Origin of the sequence: Oerskovia sp. NPDC060338, from assembly GCF_042726295.1 — a bacterium.
Classification (GTDB): Bacteria; Actinomycetota; Actinomycetes; order Actinomycetales; family Cellulomonadaceae; genus Oerskovia; species Oerskovia merdavium.
This window is the reverse complement of sequence record NZ_JBHXCQ010000002.1, coordinates 280548-305954: the sequence shown is the minus strand read 5'-3', so window position 1 is coordinate 305954 and position 25407 is coordinate 280548. Positions and strand designations below refer to the sequence as shown.

At 72.5% G+C, this 25407-nt stretch carries 22 protein-coding genes; 16 read left to right on the top strand and 6 right to left on the bottom strand.

Annotated elements, in window-relative coordinates:
• Positions 1-24 precede the first annotated feature (24 nt).
• Positions 25-903 (bottom strand): alpha/beta fold hydrolase, encoded by an 879-nt coding sequence (locus tag ACFWGN_RS03430; protein ID WP_377615677.1) that lies wholly within the window; start codon positions 901-903, stop codon positions 25-27.
• 86 nt (positions 904-989) lie between these two features.
• Here ACFWGN_RS03430 and ACFWGN_RS03425 point away from each other — a divergent pair, with 86 nt between their 5' ends.
• Positions 990-2942, top strand: a complete 1953-nt coding sequence (locus ACFWGN_RS03425) for a BTAD domain-containing putative transcriptional regulator (protein WP_377615676.1) — start codon at positions 990-992, stop codon at positions 2940-2942.
• A 90-nt stretch (positions 2943-3032) separates the two neighbouring features.
• Here the strand turns inward: ACFWGN_RS03425 and ACFWGN_RS03420 are convergent, their stop codons facing one another.
• Entirely contained in the window at positions 3033-3701 is a 669-nt protein-coding gene (locus tag ACFWGN_RS03420; protein ID WP_377615675.1) for a response regulator, read from the bottom strand.
• A 52-nt stretch (positions 3702-3753) separates the two neighbouring features.
• Positions 3754-4197 (bottom strand): MarR family winged helix-turn-helix transcriptional regulator, encoded by a 444-nt coding sequence (locus ACFWGN_RS03415; RefSeq protein ID WP_377615674.1) that lies wholly within the window; start codon positions 4195-4197, stop codon positions 3754-3756.
• Between the two features lie 92 nt (positions 4198-4289).
• On the opposite strand from ACFWGN_RS03415, the gene ACFWGN_RS03410 reads away from it, so the two are divergent.
• The 3 genes from ACFWGN_RS03410 to ACFWGN_RS03400 all read left to right on the top strand — a co-directional run bounded on the left by ACFWGN_RS03410 (position 4290) and on the right by ACFWGN_RS03400 (position 7114).
• Complete coding sequence (locus ACFWGN_RS03410) at positions 4290-4955, top strand: maleylpyruvate isomerase family mycothiol-dependent enzyme (RefSeq protein WP_377615673.1); 666 nt, start codon at positions 4290-4292, stop codon at positions 4953-4955.
• A 5-nt stretch (positions 4956-4960) separates the two neighbouring features.
• The gene (locus tag ACFWGN_RS03405; protein ID WP_377615672.1) at positions 4961-5341 is read left to right on the top strand and encodes a DUF1304 family protein; all 381 of its coding nucleotides are present in this window, start codon (positions 4961-4963) and stop codon (positions 5339-5341) included.
• Between the two features lie 90 nt (positions 5342-5431).
• The gene (locus ACFWGN_RS03400) at positions 5432-7114 is read left to right on the top strand and encodes a bifunctional phosphatase PAP2/diacylglycerol kinase family protein (protein WP_377615671.1); all 1683 of its coding nucleotides are present in this window, start codon (positions 5432-5434) and stop codon (positions 7112-7114) included.
• A gap of 133 nt (positions 7115-7247) precedes the next feature.
• Here ACFWGN_RS03400 and ACFWGN_RS03395 read toward each other — a convergent pair whose 3' ends face one another.
• Positions 7248-7862: a 1-acyl-sn-glycerol-3-phosphate acyltransferase gene (locus ACFWGN_RS03395; RefSeq protein ID WP_377615670.1), complete on the bottom strand. Its 615-nt coding sequence runs from the start codon at positions 7860-7862 to the stop codon at positions 7248-7250.
• A gap of 178 nt (positions 7863-8040) precedes the next feature.
• Here ACFWGN_RS03395 and ACFWGN_RS03390 point away from each other — a divergent pair, with 178 nt between their 5' ends.
• From ACFWGN_RS03390 to ACFWGN_RS03375, 4 genes are all read left to right on the top strand, one after another.
• On the top strand, positions 8041-8517 hold the full coding sequence (locus tag ACFWGN_RS03390) for a hypothetical protein (protein WP_056653341.1): 477 nt from the start codon (positions 8041-8043) through the stop codon (positions 8515-8517).
• 205 nt (positions 8518-8722) lie between these two features.
• Positions 8723-9037 carry a DUF4190 domain-containing protein gene (locus ACFWGN_RS03385; protein WP_354511357.1) on the top strand — a complete coding sequence of 105 codons (315 nt, stop codon included), beginning with the start codon at positions 8723-8725 and terminating at the stop codon, positions 9035-9037.
• Between the two features lie 94 nt (positions 9038-9131).
• Entirely contained in the window at positions 9132-10103 is a 972-nt protein-coding gene (locus tag ACFWGN_RS03380; RefSeq protein ID WP_377615669.1) for a cyclase family protein, read from the top strand.
• Between the two features lie 92 nt (positions 10104-10195).
• The gene (locus tag ACFWGN_RS03375) at positions 10196-11071 is read left to right on the top strand and encodes a hypothetical protein (RefSeq protein WP_377615668.1); all 876 of its coding nucleotides are present in this window, start codon (positions 10196-10198) and stop codon (positions 11069-11071) included.
• 193 nt (positions 11072-11264) lie between these two features.
• Here the strand turns inward: ACFWGN_RS03375 and ACFWGN_RS03370 are convergent, their stop codons facing one another.
• On the bottom strand, positions 11265-12104 hold the full coding sequence (locus tag ACFWGN_RS03370) for a DUF427 domain-containing protein (protein ID WP_377615667.1): 840 nt from the start codon (positions 12102-12104) through the stop codon (positions 11265-11267).
• 415 nt (positions 12105-12519) lie between these two features.
• Between ACFWGN_RS03370 and ACFWGN_RS03365 the strand changes: the two genes are divergently transcribed.
• Positions 12520-13437, top strand: a complete 918-nt coding sequence (locus tag ACFWGN_RS03365) for an ATP-binding protein (RefSeq protein ID WP_377615666.1) — start codon at positions 12520-12522, stop codon at positions 13435-13437.
• 274 nt (positions 13438-13711) lie between these two features.
• On the opposite strand, the gene ACFWGN_RS03360 is transcribed toward ACFWGN_RS03365, so the two are convergent.
• Positions 13712-14374 (bottom strand): GAP family protein, encoded by a 663-nt coding sequence (locus tag ACFWGN_RS03360; RefSeq protein WP_377615793.1) that lies wholly within the window; start codon positions 14372-14374, stop codon positions 13712-13714.
• Positions 14375-14505: 131 nt separating this feature from the next.
• On the opposite strand from ACFWGN_RS03360, the gene hrpA reads away from it, so the two are divergent.
• The 7 genes from hrpA (at position 14506) to ACFWGN_RS03325 (ending at position 25356) form a co-directional block, all read left to right on the top strand.
• Positions 14506-19353: an ATP-dependent RNA helicase HrpA gene (gene hrpA / locus ACFWGN_RS03355; RefSeq protein WP_377615665.1), complete on the top strand. Its 4848-nt coding sequence runs from the start codon at positions 14506-14508 to the stop codon at positions 19351-19353.
• A gap of 219 nt (positions 19354-19572) precedes the next feature.
• A complete protein-coding gene (locus ACFWGN_RS03350) occupies positions 19573-20346 on the top strand; it encodes an SDR family oxidoreductase (protein ID WP_191806043.1) in 774 nt (257 codons plus the stop codon).
• Positions 20347-20462: 116 nt separating this feature from the next.
• Entirely contained in the window at positions 20463-20990 is a 528-nt protein-coding gene (locus tag ACFWGN_RS03345; RefSeq protein ID WP_377615664.1) for an O-acetyl-ADP-ribose deacetylase, read from the top strand.
• 166 nt (positions 20991-21156) lie between these two features.
• Complete coding sequence (locus ACFWGN_RS03340; RefSeq protein WP_377615663.1) at positions 21157-23610, top strand: hypothetical protein; 2454 nt, start codon at positions 21157-21159, stop codon at positions 23608-23610.
• Between the two features lie 203 nt (positions 23611-23813).
• Positions 23814-24266 carry a hypothetical protein gene (locus ACFWGN_RS03335; protein WP_377615662.1) on the top strand — a complete coding sequence of 151 codons (453 nt, stop codon included), beginning with the start codon at positions 23814-23816 and terminating at the stop codon, positions 24264-24266.
• Positions 24263-24586, top strand: coding sequence for a winged helix-turn-helix domain-containing protein (locus tag ACFWGN_RS03330; protein ID WP_377615661.1), 324 nt, complete (start codon positions 24263-24265; stop codon positions 24584-24586). The genes ACFWGN_RS03335 and ACFWGN_RS03330 overlap by 4 nt, the downstream gene beginning before the upstream one ends.
• A gap of 110 nt (positions 24587-24696) precedes the next feature.
• Positions 24697-25356, top strand: a complete 660-nt coding sequence (locus ACFWGN_RS03325; protein WP_377615660.1) for a DNA-3-methyladenine glycosylase I — start codon at positions 24697-24699, stop codon at positions 25354-25356.
• Positions 25357-25407: the final 51 nt, after the last annotated feature.

The window sequence follows — 25407 nt, the reverse complement described above, 5'->3', positions numbered from 1 at the left end:
TTCGCCACGGCCCGACGCGGAGGTTCACCGCGCGACGAGGTCCCGCAGCTCGGCGGAGATGCGCTCGGGCGACTCCTCGGCCATGAAGTGGCCCGCGTGCAGCGTCCTGTGGACGAGGTCGTCCGACCAGGCCGACCACAGCGCCTGCGCGTCGTATCCCAGCTCTGCACCCCAGTCCTGCTGGATCACGAGCGTCGGCATCGTCAGACGCACCCCTGCGGCCCGGTCCTCGCGGTCGTGCTCCAGATCGATCCCCGCCGAGGCGCGGTAGTCGGCCACGATCGACGGGATCGCCTCCCGGGACGCGCGGAGGTACTCCGCCCGGTACTCGGCGGGGATGGCCTCCGGGGCCGAGGTCCAGCCGTCGAGGAACGACGCGAAGAACGCGTCCGAGGCCCCGGCGATCATCGGCTCGGCGACACCCGGCGGCTGTGCCATGAGGTACAGGTGCCAGGCGACCTTCGCGTCCGCGCCGCGCAGGATGTCCCACATGTCCAGCGTCGGCAGCACGTCGAGCGACGCGAGATGGGTCACGGCGTCGGGGTGGTCGAGCCCCGCGCGCACCGCGACCAGCGCGCCGCGGTCGTGCCCGGCGAGCGCGAACCGGTCGAAGCCGAGCCCGGCGGCGACCGCGACGACGTCGGCGGCCATCGTCCGCTTGGAGTAGGTGTGCTCGTCCGCCTCGACCGGCTTGTCGCTCGCGCCGTAGCCGCGCAGGTCGGGGCAGATCACGGTGTGGTCGCGGGCCAGGTCCGCCGCGACGTGGCGCCACATCACGTGCGTCTCGGGGAAGCCGTGCAGCAGGACGATCGGCGAGCCGCTGCCGCCGACCGCGACGTTGAGCACGACGTCGCCCGCTCCGCGCACCCGTCTGGTCGTGAACCCTGGGATGGAGAGAGTCATCGGGACTCCTTTCGTTCGGTCCCTCGAGCCTCGCGCCCGTCGATCAGCAACGGATCAGCAGCCGTCGTCGGGCGTACGGTGGACCGATGCCCTGCCCGCCGTCCCCCGACCCGCTGGGCCGGGTGACCCTCCGCGTCCTCGGCCCGACGGACGGGGCCCGCGCCGACGGCACGCCGCTGGCTCTGCACGGGGCCCGCCACCGGGCCCTGCTGGGCAGGCTCGTCGCAGCGCGCGGCCGCGCCCTGCCCGTCGCCGAGCTGTCCGCCGCGCTGTGGGGCGAAGAAGCCCCGCCGCGCGCGGTCGGTGCGATCCGCACCTTCGTCGGCGACCTCCGCCACGCGCTCGAACCGGACCGCCGTCCACGAGAGCCTGCGCGCGTCCTCACCACGGTGGGCGACGGCTACGCGCTCCTGCTCCCCGACGACGCGGTCGACGGCCGCCGTCTCGAACGGGCGACCGCCGAGGCCGCGGGCCGAGCACCCCGCGAGGTCGAACGATCGCTCGCCGCCGCGATCGCTCTGTGGCGCGGCACGCCCTACCCCGAGGCGGGCGACGCGCCCTGGGCCGTCGAGGAGCGTGCGCGTCTCACCGCGCTGCGCGACGTCGCGATCGAGCGGCGCGCCGCTGCGCTCCTCGCGCTGGGCCGGCCCCACGAGGCCGTACCGACGTTGCGCGAGCTGGTCGGTCGGCACCCCCTCCGGGAGCGGGCCTCGCTCCTGCTCGCGCGGGCGCTCGACGGCTCGGGACAGTCGGCCGAGGCGCTCGAGGTGCTCGGCACCGCGCGGGGCGAGCTCGTCGCCGTCGGGCTCGACCCCTGGCGCGAGCTCGACGACCTCCGGACGAGCATCCTCCGGCACGAGCGTCCGCGAGAGGACTCGGACGCGTTCTCCCGCGCCACCGAGGCCTCGACGCGCATCACCGACGCCCACTCCCGGCTGCGCCTCGAATCGACGGTCGCGCTGCTGCGCACCCTGGCCGTGTCCGGCGGCACGGGCCTCGCGGAGGCCCGCTCGCAACGGTCCGAGATCGTGGACGCGGTCGACCGCCTGGGCGACCCTGCGCTGGCCGCGCGGATCATCGGCGGATTCGACGTCCCCAGCATCTGGCCGCGGTCCGACGACGAGCACGCCTCGGCCGCCGTCGCCGCTGCGGCCCTCCGAGCCCTCGACGAGCTCGACCCCGACGGCACGACCGCCCGCGCACGGCTCCTCGCCGTCGTCGCCGTCGAGCTGCGCGGAAGTCGTCCGAGGACGGGCCGGGCGTCTGCCGACGAAGCCGTCCGGCTCGCCCGGGGGCTCGGGAACCCCGAGCTGCTCTGCTTCGCGCTGAGCGCTGCCGTCGTCCAGCTCTGCGACCGGCCGGGACTCTCCGCCGAGCGCGACCGGGTCGCGGCCGAGATCGTCGACCTCGCACGGCGCCACGACCTGCCGACGTTCCACCTCCACGGACTCCTGGTGCGCATGCAGTCCGCCACCGCCCGCGGAGACCTCGCCGAGGCTGCGTCGCTCGCTTCTGCCGTCGACACCCTCGCCGACCGCCACGAGCGACCGCTCGCCCGGGTCTTCACCCGGTGGAACGAGGCCGCCCGCGCCGCTGCCCGGCACGATCCGTCGGCCGAGACCCGCTACCGCGCCGCGGCCGAGACCCTCGACGGCGCGGGGATGCCCGGCGTCGCCGAGGGCCTCCTCGCTCTCGCCCTCGTCGGTGTCCGGGCCGACGACACACCGCTCGACGACCTGCACGCAGGCGCCTACGACCCCTGGCTCGCCCCGCTCCGCAATGCTCGTGCCGGTGAGACCGTCGCCGCGGCCGGGCTCCTGGACGACGTTCCCGACCCCCCGCCGGGCCTCCTCGTCGAGGGCCTGTGGAGCCTGGTCGCCGATGCCGCGACCCTCGCCGCGCACCCTCGTGCGGCCGAGAGGTCGTGCCGGGCGCTCGAGCCGGCGCGCCAGGAGCTCGCGGGCGGCGCGACGGGGATGCTCGTGCTCGGTCCGGTCGCCGACCGCCTCACCTCGTGCGGCCACGCGGAGGACTCGTGACCCGCTGATGACGAGGCGACCACCGACGAGGGCGAGGTCCGGTGCGGACGATCGCTCCGCCGTCGGGCGGTGCCCTGCAGCCCGTGCGGCTCAGCCGCGCGGACGGTCCTCGGTGCGCAGCTCGGTCGCCAGGACCGCGACCTGCGTGCGGCGCTGCAGCCCGAGCGTCGACAGGATGTGCGACACGTAGTTCTTGACGGTCTTCTCCGCGAGGAACAGGCGCTCACCGATCTGGCGGTTCGTCATGCCCTCGCCGATCAGGTCGACGATCTGACGCTCCTGGGGCGAGAGTCCCTCGAGGCGGTCGACCTCCTGGGCCTGCGGCGTGCGCAGCCGGTCGAGGATGCGTGCGGTGCTGACCGGGTCGAGCAGCGAGCCGCCGCCCGCGATGGTCCGCACGGCCCCCACGAGGTCGGAGCCGTGGATCTGCTTGAGGACGTAGCCCGAGGCCCCCGCGAGGACGGCCTGGAACAGCGCCTCGTCGTCCGCGAAGGACGTGAGCATGAGGCAACCGATCTCCGGCATCTCGGAGCGCACGTCGCGGCAGACCTCGACGCCCGAGCCGTCGGGCAGGCGCACGTCGAGCACGGCGATGTCCGGTCGCACCGCACGGATGCGCGGCAGGGCCGAGGCTGCGGTGCCGGCCTCGCCGACGACCTGGATGTCGTCCTCGGCCTCGAGGAGGGCGGCGACGCCGCGGCGGACGACCTCGTGGTCGTCGAGGAGGAAGACCCGGATGGGGTCGGGGGTGGTGCCCATAGGGAGAACTTATCGGAGTTGTGTCAGAACGAGGGTGCCGAGCGGGTGGCACTCACGCCCAGGGGTCGGTGATCTCGCGCAACCTCTCGAGCTGTCGACGCAGGCTCGCCATGCCGCGTGCGCCCAGGTGCGTCGTCCATTCGGCCTCGACCTCGGCCACGGCCACCGCCGCGACCGAGGTGACCGCGGCCCCTCGGGTGGTGCTGCGGATCAGTCGTGCGCGACCGTCTGCGGGGTCCGGCACACGCTCGACGTAGCCCGCAGCCTCGAGCTGGTCGACGAGGAAGCCCGCGGTCTGCTTGGTGACCTCCGCGGCCTCGGCAAGCTCCGTGAGGCGGGTCCCGTGGGGGCCGATGCGTTGGAAGACGCGGAACTGGGCGGGTGTGGCGTCGGTGAATCCTGCGGCACGCACTGCGTGGAACACCCGCATCTCGAGAGCCCGGTACGGGATGAACAGCAGGAGCCCCGTGTTGAGGTCTACCGGTGCGTCGGCCACGAGCCCTCCTGGTCCCTTGACGGCAGTTGACGACAGTCAGAGAAACTGACTAATCTGGTCAGATCATCGTACCAACTCTCGAGGTGGTCCCGATGGCAGCTCCACACTTCCGCATGGGCGCGGAGGAGATCTGGCAGGCCGTCGACGCCGAGCGTCTCTCACTCGTCGCCCTGCTCCAGGACCTCGACGCAGGCGCGTGGGAAACCCCCAGCCTCTGCGCGGGGTGGCGTGTCCGTGACGTCGCCGCTCACCTCACGCTCGCGTCCCGCACCGACCCCGGCCGCGTCATGCTGGAGTACGTCCGCTCGTTCGGACGCTTCGACCCCATGATGGACCGGCTCACCCGACGAGCGGGCCAGGACCCACCCGAGGCGATCCTCGCGAACCTGCGTTCTACCGTGGGCTCCCGACGCCTCGCCCCCGGGACGACGGTCCGTGAGCCGCTCCTGGACCTGCTGGTCCACGGCCAGGACATCGCGATCCCCCTGGGGATCGCCCGCCCCGTGCCTGTCCGCGCCGCGCACGAGTCTGCCGAGCGCGTCTGGACCCACCCGTTCCCCTTCCATGCCCGGCGTCACCTCGCGACCTTCCGGCTCGTCGCGACCGACACCGACTGGGACCGGGGCACCGGCAGCCGCATCGACGGCCCGGTCGCCGCGATCCTCCTCCTGCTGACGGGCCGCCCCGCCGCGCTCGCCCACCTGGGCGGCGACGACATGGGACAGCTGGCGCAGCGTCTCCTCTCCCGCTCGAGGTGATCAGCATGAGCAACCTCGCCGTGGTCCTGGCAGTGGCTGCCGGGGCTCTGCACATCGGGGTCGGCCTCGTCGAGGCCTTCCTCTTCCACCACCGCTGGGCCCAGCAGTTCCTCCTGCACAAGGACTTCTCTCCTCGCGAGGTCGACCTGTGGGCCTTCAGCGTGGGGTTCTACAACATGTTCCTCGGAGTCGGGCCGATCCTCGGCGTGCTCCTGGTGAGCGCCGGGAGCGCGGACGCGGGACGGGCGCTCGTGCTCTACACGACGGCCTTCATGACCCTGACCGGGGTCACGCTGTTCGTCGCGGACCGGCGGCTGTGGCCGGGAGCGGTCGGAGACACCGCGTTGGGCCTCGCGGCGTTCCTGGTCACCCTCACCTCGACCTGACGCCCGACGGCGCCGCTCCCGCGGGAGCACCTGCTCGACGTCACAGCGCGCGGGCGGGCGACGCCCCTGCGGCGGTCCTACGGTGGGGAGATGCCGTCGCACTCCCCCGTCCCCGTCCAGAACCGTCGGCGGAGGCCCCGCTTCACGGGCCTCATCAAGCCCCACGAGGCCTTCCCCGCGATCGCCCGGCTCGACCGCCGCATGAACGAACGGACCTACGGGCGACGGCTGGGCCCGCAGGCCGATGCCGCGCTCGTGCGGCTCTCGACGGCGGCGAACCACAGCGTCCTGTGGATGGGGCTCGGTGCCGGGCTGGCCGCGACCGGTGCCCGGGGACGCCGGGCCGCGGTGCGGGGCCTGGGGACGCTCGCGGTCGCGAGCGCGACCGCGAACCTGCTCGGCAAGGGGCTGTTCGGAGGTGATCGTCCCGCTGCGGACGTGCTGCCGCTCGTGCGGCGGCTGCGCCGCTACCCGACCACCCCGTCGTTCCCGTCCGGTCACTCGGCGTCGGCCGCGGCGTTCGCGACGGGGGTGGCCATCGAGTGGCCCGCCGCCGGGCTCGTCGTCGCGCCCGTCGCGGGGGCGGTCATGTACTCGCGCCTGCACGTGGGCGCGCACTGGTTCTCGGACGTCGTCGGGGGCGCGGCGCTCGGGGTCGGGGTCGCCGTGCTCGGCCGGTGGCTCGTGCCCTCTCCCCCCGGACCGGCGCCCGACGTGCCTGCCGGGCCCCCCACCGACGTCCCCGCTCTCCCCGACGGCGAGGGCTTGTTCGTCGTCGTCAACACGTCCGCCGGGTCCGGGCGGATCCTCAAGGAGGACCCTCTCGAGGTCCTCCGCCGCGACCTCCCGAAGGCCCGGGTGCACGTCCTCGCCGAGGGGGACGACCTGCACGAGCTGTACGACCGGGCGGCACGCGGCCAGGCCGACCGTGCCGACGACGCCGACCATGCCGGTCATGCCGGCCAGATCTCCGACGACGTCCGCCCCGCGGTCGCGCTCGGGATCAGCGGAGGCGACGGCACGGTCTCGACCGCGGCTGCTGCCGCCCGGGAGCACGGGCTCCCGCTCGTGGTCCTGCCCGGCGGGACGCTCAACCACTTCGCCAAGGCGGCCGACCTCACGTCGATGTCCGCGACGGTCGACGCGGTCCGGACCGGTTCGGGCGTGAGCGTCGACGTCGCCGAGCTCCGCGTCGACGGCAAGGACCCGCTCACGGTGCTCAACACCTTCTCGCTCGGCATCTACCCCGAGCTCGTCTCGCAGCGCGAGCGCGCCGAGAAGCGGCTCGGGAAGTGGCCGGCGACCGTGTGGGCCACCTCGCGCGTCCTGCGCTCGGCCGCCCCGCTGCGGCTGTCCGTGGACGGCGTGGTCGGCTCCTACTGGTCGTTCTTCGCGGGCGTCAACAAGTACGTCCCGCAGAACCTCGCCCCCGTCGAGCGCATCCGGCTCGACGACGGCGTCCTCGACGTCCGCACGGGCCGCGCCGAGAAGCGCTACAGCAGGGTGCGGCTGTTCCTCGAGACCGTCGCGGGCGGCGGCGCGTCCTCGCTCGCGCAGCGCGTCCAGCCTCTCGAACGCCACCTCGCGGTCGACTCGTGGACGACGCCCGACCTCGCGCTGCGCTTCGGGGACGGCGCGCCGCACGACCCGGTGATCCTCGCGCACGACGGCGAGACGCTCGAGATCGACGGCGACCGCGTCGTCGACGCGACGCTCACCATGGTGCCCGGCGGTCTCCGGATCTACGCACCCACGGACCCGACGGCGGGCTGAGGCCGAGCGTGCCAGGGGACGGCCCGTCTCCTGGACGTGCCGTCGCGTGCCGTCGCGCACGGCACGACGGGAGCACCGCCGTCGGGCCGGGGCGTCCGGCGTGACGACCGGACGCCCGACGGCGCCGCCCCCGTCAGACCGTCGGGTCGCCCTCTGGGGCGCTCACCCCGCGGGCAGGCCGGTCCTCCTCGCGCAGGCGCGGCTCGGTGCGGCGCGACGGGTCGAACCCCGCCTTGTCGGCGTAGAACGCACGGACGCGGTCCATGTCGGCGCGGACGTCGCCCGTGAGGTCGAGCGTGGGGCCCAGGCCCGCGGTCATGGTCGTGCGGTCGACGTAACCCAGGGTCACGGGCATGCCCGTCTCGCGCGCGATCCGGTAGAAGCCCGACTTCCAGTACTCGCCCTTGCTGCGCGTGCCCTCGGGCGTGATGACGAGCGAGAAGACCTCGCCCGTGCGGACCCGCGAGACGATGTCGTCGACCACACGGCTCGGGTCCGTCCGGTCCACGGGGATCCCGCCGAGGGCCCGCGCGAACGGTCCCATGACGCCCTTGAACAACGTGTGCTTGCCGAGCCAACGGACCTTGACGCCGACGCTCGCCGAGATGGCGAGCATGAGCACGAAGTCCCAGTTCGAGGTGTGCGGGGCGCCGATGAGGATGCCGGGGCGGTCGGTCGGGGGCTGCTCGGTCCGCAGGGTCCACCGGCTCACCGCCCAGTAGGCGCGCGCCAGGGCACGGCGGATCATCGGGCTGCCTCGAGGGCTACGGGGTGGGACACGGCAGCAACGCTACCTGCGCGCGCGGGCCGCGCCGGCGCCTCGCAGGGCCACGGCGAACGGCCCTCCCTGCGCCGTGGGCGAAATCTCCACGAGCCCTCCATGTCCTCCCTGTCTTTTCCCAGGTTCACCGGGCAGACTTCTCGGCATGACGTCGCCGAAGACATCAGGACCTGCCGCCCGGCTCGCCGCCGCCAGCTTCCTCGCACTCGCGATGATGCTGCCGCTGAGCGCGACCGCATCGGCCGCCGAGGTATCCCGGCTCATCGAGGACACCCAGTGTCAGGTCGACTCGATCGGCGAGGACCTCGAGAAGGCCAGCACCCAGCTCTCCACGCTCCCCTCCGGCCTGCGCCTCGAGGTGGAGGACGCCGTCGCGAACGCCCAGGCTGCCACGGACGAGGCCAACGCCGCACTCGCGCAGGCCGCGACCGACGAGTTCGGCGACGGACGCGCGGTCCTCGCCCTCACCGACGCCCAGGTCGCGCTCGACGCCGCCTCGGCCCAGGTCCGTTACGTCGCCGACAAGACCGTGGCGCAGGGCGCCGACGTCGGTTCGACCCTGCGCGACGTCCAGAACACGATCGACCACCTCCGGGGCGAGACGAGCCGCGCAGCAGCCTGACGCGGCGGCCACCTCACGCGCCGAGTCCGCCTCGGCACTGCCGAGAGCAGAGCCGCAGAGCACTTTTCACCCCCATGGGGAGAATTACCCCTGTGCAGGCGCGCCGTTTTCCTCCACAATGAGCACCGCACTTCGTGGCACTCCCTGCCACGATCCCCACGCTCCCGACAAGGCTCGGGCGCGCGAGAGAAACGAGAAACCCCCCGTGACCACTCCCTACGGCGCCCCGCAGGCCCCGCAGTCCGAGCAGGCCCCGCAGTACTACGGCGCCCCCGTCGAGGACCCGGGCAAGACGCTCGGCATCGTCGGCTTCGTCCTGGCGTTCGTCTTCGCGATCGCAGGCATCGTCGTCAGCGCCATCGCCAAGAAGAAGTCCCGCGAGGCCGGCTTCGACAACCAGCTCGCCAAGTGGGGCCTCATCCTCAGCATCATCTTCACGGTGCTCGGAGCCATCGGCTGGGTCGTCTACATCATCGCCTTCGCCGCGCTCGCCGCGTCGGGCGAGCTCAGCTCGTACTGACCTTCCCGGTCGCCCACGAGGCCGTCGTCCCCTTCCGGGGGCGACGGCCTCGCTGCGTCTTCCCGTGGGCGGCCCGCGGTGCGAGACTCCGGTGATGACCGAGCAGCGCGCGCACTTCGACGCCCACGTGACCTTCGCCAACGGCGGCAGCCTCCGCACGGAGGGGTTCCGCCTCGACGTCCCGGCGGGCGATCTCCTGCCCGACGACGTCGCTCGCCTCCTCGTCCACCACCTGGGTCTCGCGCTGGTCGGGTCGGTCGAGATCACGGGGCTGACGTTCGTCGAGGAACCGCACGTCGGGAGCCGTGGGGTCGGTGGTGCTGCCGGTGACGCCGGGGCCGGACCCCGCGCACGGGCCGGCCGCGCGACGCGGCTCGTCGACCTGAGCCACACCGTGCGCGAGGGCCTCGTGACCTACCCGGGCCTGCCCGCCCCGACGATCACGCCGTTCCTGACCCGGGCGGACTCGGTCGCGAAGTACGCGCCCGGGACCCAGTTCGCGATGGACGTCCTGACCATGATCGGCAACACGGGCACCTACCTCGACAGCCCCTTCCACCGGTACGAGGGCGGGACCGACCTCTCCGGGCTCGAGCTGGAGGCCCTCGTCGGGCTGCCTGCCGAGGTGTTCCGGCTGAGCGAGGCCGTCGACCCCGAGCGGGGTGGTCGTCGCGGGATCGGCGCCGAGGTCTTCTTCGACCGCGACCTGGCCGGGACGGCGGTGCTGCTCCAGACCGGCTGGGACCAGCACTTCGGCACACCGGCCTACGGGCAGCCCGCGCCCTTCCTCACCGAGGCCGGCGCGCAGCACCTCGTCGACGCCGGGGTGAGGCTCGTCGGGATCGACTCGTTGAACATCGACGACACCGACCCCGCGACGTCGGGCGGGGCGCGTCCTGCCCACTCACTGCTCCTCGCGGCGGGGATCCACGTCGTCGAGCACCTGACGAACCTGGCTGCCGTGCCGCCGCGCGGCGCGCGGTTCACGGCCGTGCCGCCCAAGGTCGAGGGGTTCGGGACGTTCCCGGTGCGGGCGTTCGCGGAGGTCGCCGAACCGACCCCGTAGCGGACGGCAGTCCGCACGCGGGTCTCGGCGCCGCGACCCGGCGACCGTGTGCCGGACGCCCTGCGCTGGCCCGATCGTCATAGGCTCGGCGCATGCCCGACGACCTGAGCCCCGCCCACGACGTCCTCCCCTTCGGCCGTGCCCCGCGCCCGGACAGCGGCTCCGCGCTCGCCGACCGCCTGCGCGAGGTCATGACCCGGAACCTCGGGCCGCACGCGTCGGGCCTGGACCGTGTCCGCATCGACGCGGCGACCGTCCCTGGCAGCCCGGACGTCCAGAGCCTCGACGTCGACGTGACGGGCCTCGTCGTCCGCGCGATGGGTGCCGCCGACGCCCCCGACCCCGCCGAGAACGTCGAGCACGTCGTCGGGCGCGAGCATGCCGTCGCCCGCACGATCCGAGCCCAGGGCCACCCCATGACGATCGTCGGTGTCGCGGTCGACCTCGATGCAGAGATCCGCGACCTGCGCTTCACCTGGGTCGAGGGGGGCGACGGCTCGCTCGCGATCGAGGAGTCCGGTCAGAGCACCGAGCACCCCGTGAGCGGTCACCTGCGCGCAGCCGCGAGCCGGGACGCGCTCGTCACCACGGTCCGCGAGCTCGCGACCAAGGCCCTCGCCGACCAGGGCTTCACGCTCACGGCCCTCGACGTGGACCTCGCGTCCCGCGGGCCGCGCGCCGCGTCGATCGTGGCGTCCGCGAAGATCCGCAAGGGCTTCCTGTCCGCGAGCGCCCAGATCACCGCGACCGCCGAGATCGACCAGGCCATGGTCCTCACGCTGAGCAACATCGGTGCGACGAGCCGCAACCCCGTCGTCGCGGCGCTCCTGCTGGCCGTCCGCGGGAAGCTCGAGCAGGTCGACGGCAAGCGCATCGACCTCGCGTCGTCGCTGCCGCCGGGGGTCACGCTCTCGGACGTGCGGCTCGAGGTGGGTGACCAGCTCGTCCTGAGCGTCCGGGTCGGCTGAGCATCGGTCGACGGGGCGACCGGTCTGGGACCGCGACCCGCCGAGCATGCGGTTGCGGTTCGCCGAGCATGCGGTTGCCGTTCGATCTCCCGCCTGGACGAACGCCAACCGCATGCTCGGCACCGGTGAGGACAACACCGGTAGGGAAGCACCGTGCGCCGAGGGACGGCCCGAAGCCGCCGGCCCGCTCCGGTCAACGTCTCCCGCGGGGGAAGAACAGGCTCTCGGGGCGTGGCATCTCCACGCCGTCGAGCGTGAGGTCGGTGCGCTCGCACCAGAACGCGACGTACCCGCGCACCCTCTCGCCGTCGGACAACGGGTTCTCGTAGCTCCAGCCGATGTCCGCACCGGCAGGGTCGCCCGACGCGAGCGACCAGTAGCGGGCGTGCCCCTTGTAGGCGCAGTCGCTCGTCGTCGTGCTCGGCGTCAGGGCGTCCCACTGCACGTCCTCGCGCGGGACGTACCAGCGCAGCGGCAGGTAGGTCTCGGTGAGCGCCATGGCACGGGAGGAGTCCGCGAGCAGCACCTCGCCGAGGGACACGACGACGTGGCGCGAGCTCGGCACGACGTCGACCCGTTTGAAAGGGTCGCGCGGGTGGGCGGCGAGGTGCTGGTCCTCGGCGAACCAGTCGAATGCCTGGAAGTCGACCGTGACGTACCCGGCGAGCCCCTCGTCGTCGGGACGGAAGAACGGGGCCGCCCCGCCGGGGCCGCGGATCCCGTCCGGTCCACCGAACCACAGCTCGGTGCCCGCGCACGTGTGCCGCTCGAAGTGCAGCGGGTGCGGGATCAGGCCGTGCCGCACCTGCCCGTCCTGGTGCTCGCCCTTGACGAGGGGTGCGCGGAGGTCGGCCGCGGGGACCGCGTAGACGGGCAGCAGACGCCAGGGCTCCCAGACGAGCCGGGCTGCGGTCGAGCGGAGCACGACGTGCGTCGGGTCCTCCCGGTGCACCGCGCGGATCTCCTGGGCCACGGGGTACCAGCGCAGCTGATCGAGATCGAGCTGCCACCGGTCGACCCAGGACGTGGCCATGACCCCAGGGTGCTCCCGAGTCCGAGCGGCTGCAATCCCGGGAGCCAGCGGTGCGGACACAGCGCCCCCAGCCCACGTACTGCCTTGCACCCTGTACGCCAGGAATATGAGGAGCACCTTCCCGCACACCGAGTGGATCACTCAATCCTCGAGCGGCATCGCGAAAAGCGCCCCGGCTCTGGGACCAGCTCGCAGTGTCTCTGGATACCTCGGCATGTGACTGCTCTGGTCAAGAACTTGTGGGGCAAGGCACGCGTTGTGCGCCCCGGATGATCGCCTGCTCGATACCGTTGATCTGGTACTAAGCCCCTGCGACTCACTCTCGAATCGTCCAACGCTTGCGTGCCGCATCGCAGAATCCCGGGTCACGGAACAAGAGATCTTCGACCTCCTTGACTACCCATCTTATTTCACGTTGCTCGACGCCAGGCTCCCGACGTCACAGCGCGGCATTCTTGACTACCTGTCCGCAGACAAGCTCATCGTCGCCACGGACGTCGGTTGGGGCATAACCAACCTTGGCGCAGCACTGTTCGCTCGGCAGCTCGCGAACTTTCCCACTCTCGCCCGCAAGCGAGTCCGCGTCATCCAGTACTCAGGCGACAACCGTGTCGAGACGATCCACGAGCGGGAAGGTTTGCGCGGGTACGCGAGCGGCTTCGAAGGGCTGATCGACTACATCGACGGACGCCTCCCCCGCAACGAGGTCATCGGCAAGGCACTCCGGACGGAACGGTCTCTCTACCCGGAGATCGCGATCCGCGAGCTTGTGGCCAACATGCTCATCCATCAGGACTTCTCCTTGACGGGAACAGGTCCGATGATTGAGGTATTCAGATCCCGTATCGAGTTCACGAATCCTGGCGTTCCCATTGTCGATGCGCGCAGGTTTCTCGATCTTCCGCCTCAATCGCGCAACGAGGGAGTCGCGGCCATGATGCGACGTTCTCACATCGCCGAGGAACGCGGATCTGGATGGGACAAGGTAGCTTTCCAGGTTGAGTTCCACCAGCTCCCAGCGCCACGCGTCGAGGTGACTTCCGATCACACCCGCGCCGTCCTCCTCGCGCCTCGCCCTCTCACCAAGATGGACCGCGAGGACAAGACCCGCGCGGTCTATCTCCATGCCTGTCTCCGCCAGGTCTCGGACGAAAGCACTACCAACGCCAGCGTTCGCGAGCGGTTCAGCATCCCTGACCAGAGTTCAGCGCAGGCGTCCAAGCTCCTCAACGACGCCGTCTCAGACGGGCTCATCGCGGTCTTCGACCCCAGTGCCGGGTACCGGGCTCGCCGCTACATCCCCTTCTGGGCAGCCGACGACGCCGTTGTTTGACCGTTGCTTCACTCACGGCTCCCTTCGTCACAACTTGGGCCGCGGCGCAGGGCCCTGACCTGCACTAATGCACCACCAAGGCGACTCAGATTGCTTGTTGCTTGCTTCACTCGCCATGTCCGATGTGACCTTGCACTCTCGGCGCAGGGCCCATGTCGCACTGTCAGGTCGCCGTTTCAGCGTGGGCTTCGTTCAGTACGTGACGGTCTGTGAGACACCAGGCACGGCAACGGCGCTCGAGGCCCATAGGGGCATGCAACCCCCGGACCAGGCCCTACAGCTCCCCGATCGTGTTCCCCAGGACCGTCGCCCCGATCACGAGCAGCAGCACGCCCATGACCAGCGACGTGTTGGCGGTCAGCCACTCGCGCAGGCGGCCGAGCCACGGCACGACGCGGGCGGGGGCCACGAGCGTCGCGACGAGGGGCACCACGACCGACAGCCCGCCCACCAGGACGAACGCCAGCACGACCACGACCTCCTGCACGACCCCGAGCGCCGCACCGCCCACCGAGACGCCTGCGGCGAGCACGAACGCGAGCTCCTTGGGGTTGGCGACAGTGACCAGCGCACCGAGGACGAGACCGCGCGCAGGTGACGCGTCCGCGATCGAGGCCAGCCAGCCGGGCAGGCTCGCCGCGTCTCCCTCGGGCTTCGGGCGCCACTGCGTGAGGCCGAGCACCATGAGCGCGGCTCCCAGGACGATCCGCACCCAGGCCGGGAGCTCGCTCGACCCCAGGAGGTGCTCGACGACGTCCGACGCCGCGACGACGACACCGAGCAGGGCCGCGAGCGCGAGCAGCCGGCCGACGACGAAGGTCACGCCCGAGGCGCACCCCCGGTCCGAGGTCAGGAGCAGCGCGAGGGCGATGATCGGCAGCGGGCTGAGCGCGACGGCCACTGCGAGGGGGAGTGCTGCGCCGACGACCTCGGCCATGGAGTTCACGTCGTCACCGTAGTGCCACGCCTTCCCACGGGCCGATGCGCCGGCCGATCGTCCTCGCCACGGCACGTGCCCGACGGGCCCGGGGCAATTGAAGTTGCGACCGCTTGAGAGAATGGTTGGTCGTGAGCACCGAACCGCACGGCCCCGCACGACCCGCCGTGGACAGCCCTGCGAGCGCCCCCACGGGCGAGGCGGGACGCGAGCCGCGCACGGGCGCGAGCCCACGCCGCCGACGCGGAGGACGCGGACGGGCGAAGCCCCAGGTCAGCGAGCAGAACCCCGCCCCCGAGCAGGCCGAGCAGGCCGCCGGTCGCCAGGACTCGGCCCCGCGCAGCACGACCGACCGGGCCCGCGGCGAGAGGACTCCCGAAGGTGAGAAGAGAGGCCGGGGCGAGCGTCCGGCGTCGGGCACCTCGACGCGCGGCAACCAGCGCGGCGCCCGCCGCCAGCAGGTGAGCCCCGCCCAGCTCGCGCGGGCCGCCGAGCGGCGCGCACAGGTCGTCGTGCCGCCCATCACCTATCCCGAGCAGCTGCCCGTCTCCGCGCGGCGCGAGGACATCGCGCGGGCCATCGCGGAGAACCAGGTCGTGATCGTCGCGGGCGAGACGGGCTCGGGCAAGACGACGCAGCTCCCCAAGATCGCGCTCGAGCTCGGCCGCGGCCGGAAGGGCCAGATCGGGCACACGCAGCCCCGACGGATCGCGGCGCGCACGGTCGCGGAGCGGATTGCCGAGGAGATCGGCACGCCGCTGGGTGAGATCGTGGGCTACCAGGTCCGGTTCACCGACCAGTCGAGCGACCAGACGCTCGTCAAGGTCATGACCGACGGCATCCTGCTCGCACAGATCCAGCGCGACCCGCAGCTCCTCGCGTACGACACGCTCATCATCGACGAGGCGCACGAGCGCTCGCTCAACATCGACTTCCTGCTCGGGTACCTCACGCGGCTCCTGCCGCAGCGCCCCGACCTCAAGGTCATCATCACGTCGGCAACGATCGACTCGCAGCGGTTCGCACGGCACTTCGCGCCGGGCGGCCCGCTGCCCCCGCTCACGGCCGACGAGCTGGCGGAGCAGGAGCGCACGGGTTCTGACACGCCCGGGCCCGACGGCGCCGCTCACCTCCCCGAGACGGCCCCCGTCATCGAGGTCACGGGTCGCACCTACCCCGTCGAGATCCGGTACCGGCCGCTGAGCCCCGACGTCGACCCCGAGACGGGCAAGACCAAGCGGGGCGCCGCCAAGGGGGCTGCCGGGCAGGAGAAGGACCTCGTCACGGGCATCGTCGACGCGGTCGAGGAGCTCATGGCCGAGGGGCCGGGCGACGTCCTGGTGTTCCTGTCGGGCGAGCGCGAGATCCACGACACGGCCGACGCCTTCGAGTCCCGCCTGGGCGAGCGCACGCGCGACGCCAAGCGCCCCGACTTCGTCGAGATCCTCCCGCTCTACGCGCGCCTGTCCTCGGCCGAGCAGCACCGCGTGTTCCAGGCGCACTCCTCGCGCCGCGTCGTGCTCGCGACCAACGTCGCCGAGACGTCGCTGACGGTCCCCGGCATCCACTACGTCGTCGACCCCGGCACGGCCCGCATCTCGCGCTACTCCAAGGCGACCAAGGTCCAGCGTCTGCCGATCGAGCCCATCGCGCAGGCGAGCGCCAACCAGCGCTCGGGGCGCTCGGGCCGTGTCGCGGACGGCATCGCGATCCGCCTGTACTCCGAGGAGGACTTCCTCTCCCGTCCCGAGTTCACCGAGCCGGAGATCCTGCGCACCTCGCTCGCGTCGGTCCTGCTGCAGATGATCTCGGTGGGCGTCGTGTCCTCGCCCGACGACGTCGCGCGCTTCCCGTTCGTCGAGCCCCCGGACACACGCTCGATCCGTGACGGCGTGCAGCTCCTGACCGAGCTCGGGGCGCTCGAGACCGTGGCGGAGCCCGCCGGCCGCGGTGGTGCCGCCGAGGACGCCCAGCCGGGCCGCGCCGTCACGCGCCTGACCGAGATCGGCCGCGTGCTCGCCCAGCTCCCCATGGACCCGCGGCTGGCCCGCATGATCTGGGAGGGCTCGCGCCGCGGCGTGGCGCGCGACGTCGCGATCATCGCGGCCGTGATGTCCATCCAGGACCCGCGCGAACGCCCCGCCGAGTTCCGCGCCCAGGCCGACCAGCTCCATGCCCGCTTCGCCGACCCCCGCTCCGACTTCCTCACCTACCTCAACCTGTGGGAGTACGTCCGCGAGCAGCAGCGCGAGCTGTCGTCGTCGGCGTTCCGGCGGCTGTGCAAGGCCGAGTACATCAACTTCCTGCGCGTGCGCGAGTGGCAGGACGTCGTCGCGCAGCTGCGCGAGATGAGCAAGCCGCTCGGCATCGACATGTCCTCCGCACCCCGCACCCGGGGCGACGCGACCTCGGGGAGGAGAGCGCCGTCGTCGGGCACCACGATCGCCGAGGCGACCGACCAACCCGTCGAGCACCGCCTGACCTGGGACGACGACACCATCCACCAGGCGCTCCTCGCCGGCCTGCTCTCGCAGATCGGCATGCAGGAGGCCACCGAGGTCAAGGCCTCGTCCGTCGCGCACCTGCGCGGCCCGCAGAAGGAGCTCGCCATGAAGCGGGCCAAGAAGCAGGCCCGCAACGAGTACCTCGGAGCGCGCGGCGCACGGTTCGCGATCTTCCCCGGCTCGCCCCTGTCCAAGAAGCCGCCCGTGTGGGTCATGGCGGGCGAGCTCGTCGAGACCAGCCGCCTGTGGGGCCGCGACGTCGCCAAGATCCAGCCCGAGTGGGCCGAGGAGCTCGCCGGTCACCTCGTCAAGCGCACCTACTCCGAGCCCCACTGGTCCACCAAGCAGGGCGCCGCGCAGGCCAAGGAGAAGGTCCTCCTCTACGGCGTGCCCATCGTCGCCGACCGCACCGTCCTCTACGGCAAGGTCGACCCCGAGGCCGCGCGCGAGATGTTCATCCGCCACGCCCTCGTCCAGGGCGAGTGGACCACGCACCACCAGTTCTTCCACGAGAACCGCCGCCTGCTCGAGGAGGCCGAGGAGCTCGAGGCGCGCTCGCGCCAGCGCGGCCTCGTGGTCGACGACGACGTGCTCTTCGCGTTCTACGACGAGCGCATCCCCGAGGACGTCGTCTCCGCGCGCCACTTCGACACCTGGTGGAAGTCCGCCAAGCGCCGCGACCCCGACCTGCTCACGTTCACGCTCGAACAGCTCGTGCCCGACGCCGAGTCCGTCGACACCTCGCTCTTCCCCGAGACCTGGGTCCAGGGCGACCTCACGCTGCCCCTCACCTACCAGTTCCAGCCCGGGACGGACGCCGACGGCGTGACCGTGCACATCCCCATCAGCGTCCTGAACCGCGTCGTCCCCGACGGCTTCGACTGGATGGTCCCGGGCCTGCTCGACGAGCTCGCGACCGCGACCATCCGCTCGCTGCCCAAGCCCGTGCGCGTCCAGCTCGTCCCCGCCCCCGACGTCGCCCGCGACGTCGTCGGCTGGCTCCGTGAGAACACCCCCGCCTGGGAGGACATCACCCGCGCAGGCGACATGGCGGAGCCCTTCCATGTCGCCTTCACGCGTGCCGTCCGCGCCCTGCGCGACGTCGTCATCCCCGACGACGCCTGGGACGACGCCCGCACCGAACGCCTTCCCGCCCACCTGCGCATGACCTTCCGCGTCATCGAGGAGCGCCGCGGCGGCGAGGTCGTGCTCGACGAGTCCAAGGACCTCGTCTCGCTCCAGCGACGCCTCGCGCCCCAGGCGCAGGCGGCGGTGCGGGCGGCGGTCAAGGGGGCGGTCGGTGCGGCGCTGCGGGAGGCTGCTGCCGGGGCGGAGGGCGAGGCGGGACCGGCGCTCGGTCTTCCCGGGTCTGCTCGTTCCTCGCAGACCCCTGCCAGGCCCACCACGACCTTCGCCACCGATCCCGCCTCACCCGCCTCCGTCTCCGGGTCGGCTTCAGCGGGCCGCCCTGGTGGGGACATCGGTGGGGCTGATGAGAGCGGGGCGCCCGACGGCGGCGCTCCCTCCGTGGTCGTCGCCGAGGCGACCGGGCTCACCACGTGGCCCACGGGGCTTCCGGACGGCGTGCTGCCCGAGGTCGTGTCGACACCCGCCGGGGGCGGCATGGTCGTGCGCGGGTACCCCGCGCTCGTCGAGGAGGTCGACGCCAAGGGCAAGCCCAGCGTCGCGCTCCGCGTGCTCGCCGACCGGTCGGCGCAGGACCGCGAGCACGCACGCGGCGTCCGGCGCCTGCTGCTCGGCGAGACCGCGCTCCAGACCCCCCGGATCACGAGCCGCTGGACCGGGACGCAGTCGCTGACCATGGCCGCGAGCCCGTACCGGAACACCGAGGCGCTCGTCGCCGACCTGCAGCTCGCGGCCGTCATGGCGCTGACCTCCGGGGCCAAGGCCTCGCAGTACGGGCCCCTGCCCGATGCCGTACAGATCCGCAGCGCCGACTCGTACACGGCAGCGCGGGACCTCGTGAAGCGGCACCTCGAGAACGAGGTGCACCAGATCGTCGGGCACGTCGTCGCGGCGCTCACCGCAGCACGGAACCTGGACGGCGAGATCCGGTCGGCCAACAGCCTCGCGCTGCTCAACACGCTCCAGGACGTGCGCGACCAGGTCGCCGGACTCGTGGGCGTGGGCTTCGTGTCCCGCACCCCGGCCCACCGCCTGCCGCACCTGACCCGCTACCTGCGTGCGGCGTCGTACCGGATCGAGAAGGCCGCGACCAACCCGCACCGCGACGCCGAGCTCGCCTGGCGCGTGCACGACGTCGAGGAGGCGTACAGCAAGGCGCGCGCCGCCTACGCGGCCGGCCCCGCAGACCCCGCGCGCCTGGCCGAGCTCGACGAGGCGCGCTGGCTCATCGAGGAGTTCCGGGTCTCGCTGTTCGCGCAGCAGCTCGGGACCGACGGGCCGGTCAGCGAGAAGCGGATCAGGAAGGTGCTCGCACCGGGCGGGTGGTAGCCCGACCGGTGCTGCCGCGCCCCCGGAGTGACGCGATCGTGGCGTCGGTAGCGCTGCGCATGTGCTAACCGCCCGGCGCCCGGCGCCCGGCCCGTGGGACCTTGGTCACGATCTTCCGGACAGAGGTCATTTTCGACCGGACGGCCGGGATTCGGTGCCTACGCTGAGGAGGACGGCCAGGACATGCGACTGGCCGCACGAGCTGCTCTGGAGGGCATCATGCGCACCGTCGTCGTCACCGGCACCGCCTCAGGAATCGGCAAGGCCCTGAAGGGCCTGCTGGAGGCGGACGGGCACAGGGTGATCGGGGTCGACCTGCGCGATGCCGACGTCCAGGTCGACCTCACGACCGACGCGGGCCGCACGGGTCTCGTCGAGCAGGTCACCGCGCTCAGCGGCGGCACGATCGACGCGATCGTCGCCAACGCGGGCCTGTCGACCGGCAGCCCGGTGACGCTCGCCGTCAACTACTTCGGCGCCCTCGCGACGCTCGAGGGACTCCGTCCGCTCCTGGCCGGGTCGGACGCCCCCCGCGCCGCCGTGACGTGCTCCATGGCGAGCCTCCTGCCCGTCGACGACCAGCTCGTCGAGCTGACCCTCGCGGGCGACGAGGCCGCAGCGCTGGCCCGCGCCGCCGAGCTCACCGCGGCCGGGACGGGCGACATCATCTACGGCAGCAGCAAGGCCGCGGTCGCGCACTGGCTGCGCCGCTCCGCGCCGAGCGCCGACTGGGCCGGTGCGGGCATCCCGCTCAACGCGATCGGCCCCGGGATCGTCCAGACCGGCATGACCGCCGAGATGCTCGCGACCGAGGAGTCGACCAAGGCCGTCGAGTCCCACGTGCCCATGCCGCTCGGCGGGATCATGGGCCCCGAGGTTCCCGCGAACCTGCTGCGCTTCCTCGTCTCACCGGAGAACAGCCACATGTGCGGGCAGGTCGTCTTCGTGGACGGCGGCTCGGACGTGGTCATCCGGGGCGACAAGGTCTGGTGACCTGACCGGCTCACCTCGAGAAGGCGGCCCGACGGCGGAACACCCCTCCCGCCGTCGGGCCGCCTTCTGCGTGCCCGGGCCGGGCGGACGCGCACGACGTGCGCGAGCATGGGGGCATGCGCCTCACCGCCGAGCTCGGAGACATCACGACGGTCGACGTCGACGCGATCGTCAACGCTGCGAACTCGTCCCTGCTCGGAGGTGGTGGGGTCGACGGGGCGATCCACGCCGCGGCCGGCCCCCGGCTGCTCGCCGCGTGCCGCGAGCTGCGACGCACGTCCCTGCCCGACGGCCTGCCCGTGGGCGGGGCGGTCGCGACGCCGGGCTTCGACCTGCCGGCACGGTGGGTGATCCACACGGTCGGCCCGGACCGCCACCGCGGCCAGACCGATCCGGCGCTCCTCGCCTCGTGCTTCGCGACCTCCCTGGACGTCGCCGCCGCGCTCGGTGCCGTCTCGGTCGCGTTCCCGGCCGTGAGCGCGGGTGTCTACGGGTGGGACGCGCACGAGGTCGCGCGGGTCGCGGTACGGACCGTGCGCGCGTGGGGAGTCCAGGACGACCAGCGCATCGAGGCCGTGCGGTTCGTCCTGTTCAGCGGGAGGTTGCTGAGCGCTTTCGAGGGTGCGCTCGCCGACCCCGCATGACCTTTACCAACTTGTGATTTTCGAAGTATCAGATACTTCCTTTCCTCCCCCTCTCCCCCGTTGCTAGCGTCGACGGTGATTTACCTGATACTCGGAGTTGCACCAAGGTGATGGGCGCTCCGCGATCAGACCGGCAACGAGGCCGGCCACGAGAGGACCCTCGCACATGACAACCCACGCACTTCCGCGCCCTTCGCGCGCGCACTCAGCCCTGACCATCGGCGCCCTGTTGGCGTTGGCACTCGTCGTCGTCGTGCTCGTCGGCTATCTCCTCCTCTTCAACGGCAAGGTGGCCGACGGCGCCACGCGCCTCGACGAAGGAGCCTCACGTCTCGAAGCGGGTGCAGCCGAGCTGGCCGACGGCGCGACCCGCGCCGAGGACGGCGCAGGCAAGGTCGCCGACGGGTCGAAGGCCCTCGAGGACGGGGCGAAGACCCTCTCCGCGGGTGCGACCCAGGCGTCGAGCGGCGCCGAGCAGCTCGCGGCCGGCGGGGTCACCGCGCTCGACGGCGCCGCGCAGCTCGCCGCCGGAGCCGACGAGCTCAACGCCGGCGCGGCGAAGCTCGCCCCAGGCGCGGCCGACGCGTCCACGGGGGCGAACAAGCTCGCCGCCGGGGCCAAGGAGCTCGATGCTGGCCTCACCGGGCGGCTCGCCCCGGGAGCCGCAAAGGTGGCGGACGGCGCTGCTCGGCTGTACGCCGGTTCCGGAGAACTCAGCACAGGCCTCAGCACCCAGCTCGCTCCCGGGGCTGCTCGGCTGTACGCCGGGTCGACAGACCTCAGCACAGGCCTCACCACCCGGCTCGCCCCCGGCGCCGACCAGCTGTACGCCGGGTCGACAGACCTCAGCACAGGCCTCACCACCCGGCTCGCCCCCGGCGCCGACCAGCTGTACGCCGGGTCGACCGACCTCAGCACAGGCCTCACCAACCGACTCGCCCCCGGCGCCGCACTGCTTCACGCCGGCTCGGGAGAGCTCAGCAACAGCCTCACCACCCGGCTCGCGCCCGGCGCCGCACTGCTCCACTCCGGCTCGGGAGAGCTCAGCGGCAAGCTGACGAGTGAGCTGGCCCCTGGCGCAGCAGACCTCGCACGAGGAGCGTCCAGCCTCTCGACCGGAGCTGCCGCCGCAGCGTCGAGCAGCGGCGCTCTCGTCACCGGAGCGCGAAGCGTCTCCGACGGCGCGGACGCCCTGGCCACCGGCTCCGGCTCGCTCGCGGATGGCGCCTCGCGGCTTCACGGCGGCGCGAGCGCTCTGTCTGCAGGGCTGGAGTCGGCCGCTGGATCTGCGAAGACACTGAGGGACGGCTCGGCCGGCGTCGCCGCTGGGGCTGCCTCGGTCGAGGCTGGAGCCGCCGACCTCGCTGGCGACATCGCCGCACTGGCTGCTTCTGTGCCGTCCGACTCGCCCCTCAAGGCCGAGCTCGATCGACTTGCCGGTGCCGCCGGTGGCCTCTCCACGGGAGCGGCGTCGGTCGAGGGCGGGGCAGCAGAGGTCGCAGCCGGGACCGCTCGGCTCTACGGTGGCTTCACGGCCGAGAAGGGGCTCGTGAACAGCGCCCGGGCGCTCGACGCAGGGGCCGCCGACCTCCGGTCCGGGACTGCCAGGCTCGATGAAGGGGCCCAGACGCTGAGGAGCGGAGCGAAGCAGGTCGCCGACGGTACCGCAGCGCTCTCCACCGGTCTGGGCGAGCTCTCGAGCGGTGCCGCACGGGTCCAGGCGGGCTCACAGCAGGTCGCTTCCGGGGCCCAGTCCGCGGCGACGGGCGCCTCCACCCTCAACACCAAGCTGGGCGAGCTGTCCACCGGCGCCCAGGACGCAGCGGCCGGCGCGACGAAGATCAAGGCTGGACTCGACGACCTCGCCCCGGGGATCGTCCAGGCAGCAGGAGGAGCGGCCGACATCGAAGCCGGGCTCGGCGTCCTCGCCCCCGGCCTCCGCTCGGCCGCGAACGGCGCGACCGAGATCAGCACCGGGCTCGGCGTCCTCGCCCCCGGCCTCCGCTCGGCCGCGAACGGCGCGACCGAGATCAGCACCGGGCTCGGCGTCCTCGCCCCGGGCGTCGTCAAGGCCGCGGGAGGCGCGACCGAGATCAGCACCGGGCTCGGCGTCCTCGCACCCGGTGCCGCCGAGGTCTCCGTCGGCGCGACCGACGCGGCGACGGGGTCGCAGAAGCTCTCGGCCGGTGCCCAGGAGCTCGCCGCGGGCAACACCAAGCTCGCCACGGGCGCCCGGGACCTGTTCGCGGGCACGACGAAGCTCGAGGACGGCTCGCTCTCGCTGCACACCGGCATCACGACGCTGTCGACCGGTGCCACGACGCTCGCCGCGGGCAACGCCGCGCTCGCCGAGGGTGCGGGCACGCTGCACGCCGGGACCGCGACGCTGGCCGACGGTGCGGGCGATCTCGCCGAGGGCAGCTCGACCCTCGCGGAGGGCGCCGGAACGCTCGCCGACGGGACCGTCGAGATCTCGGACGGCACGGCCAAGATGAAGTCGGACGTCGAGAACAGCCCTGCGGGCAAGCTGTCGCTGGGCGCCTCAGCGATCCTGGGCGGGGGACTTCTCGCCGGGGTGTTCGGCGTAGGACTGGGAATGCGCCGCCGGCTCACCATCTGAGCACCGGCTGACCAGCGCGATCCCGCGCGGCGCCTTCACAGTCGACGGTGACGCCGCGCATCTCGAGGGTGGCGGGGCCGTGTCCATGACCTGGACGCGGCTCCCGCCGCCCTCGCTCTGCGTCGCCGCCCAGATCGATATGCAACAACATGCTCGTCAGGCAGGTACTTGCCAAGTAGGAAAGTAGATGCTTGGATCAGTGCATGAGCAGCGACGCAATCCCCTCGGCCGCCCCGACTCCTCAGGAGGCCGCCGCGGTGCTGGCCCTCGCGGAGTCAAGCACCCGCACGACCAGGCTCCGCGGGGCCCGCTGGGTCAGGACGTACCTCCTGGGCTGGGGGCTCGGCAGCATCGGCCTCGTGCTCGCGATCGGCATGGGCGGACGAGTCGGGTTCTTCGTCGGCATGGCGGCCTGGGCAGCGCTGGTCACGATCGGCGTGACCTGGGCATCGCGCCAGGGCTTCTTGGCACAGGGGTCGCGCCGGCGCCTCGCGGTCGCCCCGGCGGCATGGGCTGTCGTCTACGGCGCGACCCTCGTCATCGGCCTGCCCGGGCAGGCGGGCAACCTCGCCTACTGGCTGCCCGCGGCACTGGTCTCGGCCGTCCCGATGGTCGTCGTCGCCCTCTGGCCGCGACGCGAGGAGCAGGAAGCATGACCGAGGCCCACCCCCGTCACCGGCTCGACGACGTCATCCACTCCCCCGTCCGCCTCTCGGTCGTCGCGGCGCTCGCCGGGGTCGAGAAGGCCGACTTCAAGTCCCTGCGCGACACGATCGAGGTGTCCGACTCGACCCTCTCCAAGCAGCTCACGGTGCTCGAGGAGGCCGGCTACGTCGAGATCAGCAAGGACCGTGTCGGCCGTCGACCACGGACCTGGGCGTCCCTCACGCCTGCGGGCCGCACCGCGCTGACCAGCCACCTCCAGGCGCTGCGGGCGATCGCCGAGCAGCAGCTCCCTCCGGTCGCCGACGCCTGATCCACAGGTCCTGTGGACGGGAGCCGTGCACAGGCCCGCCGACCGGCGCTCGTTCCACAGGACCACGCCCTCCGGCACCGCACGTGGGTGCCGTGCGCAAGAGTGGGACCATGACCACGACCGAGGCAACGTCCCCCGAAGCCACCTCGCCGCTCGCCGCCCCCGCCGACGCCCCCAACCCCGCACGGGGTGCCCGGTGCTTCGGCGACGGCGACCCGCTGTACGAGGAGTACCACGACACCGAGTGGGGCGTGCCGGTCCACGGGGACGAGGCCCTGTTCGAGCGGTTGGCCCTCGAGGCCTTCCAGTCGGGACTCGCGTGGATCACCGTCCTGCGCAAGCGCCCGGCGTTCCGCGCGGCCTTCGCGGGCTTCGACCCCGAGGTCGTCGCGCGCTTCGCCGAGGAGGACGTCGAGCGGCTGCTCCAGGACGCGTCGATCATCCGCAACCGGATGAAGATCGAGGCGACCATCTCCAACGCGCGCGCCCTGCTCGCGCTGCACGAGCAGGGCCGCACGCTCGACGAGCTGGTCTGGTCGTTCGCACCGGGCGGCTCACGCGCACCCGAGGGCGGCACTCCCCCCGACCGCCCACGCCCCGCGACGTTCGCGGACCTCGCGGCGAGCACCCCCGAGTCGATCGCCCTCGCCAAGGCGCTCAAGAAGGAGGGCTTCAAGTTCATCGGCCCCACGACCGCCTATGCGGCCATGCAGGCGTGCGGGCTCGTCGACGACCACCTCGCCACGTGCCCGGTCGTGTCCTCGCGCTGAGCACGGCTCCGGCCACTTGCTATAGCAGAAGAGTTCCACTCCGTGAGATGA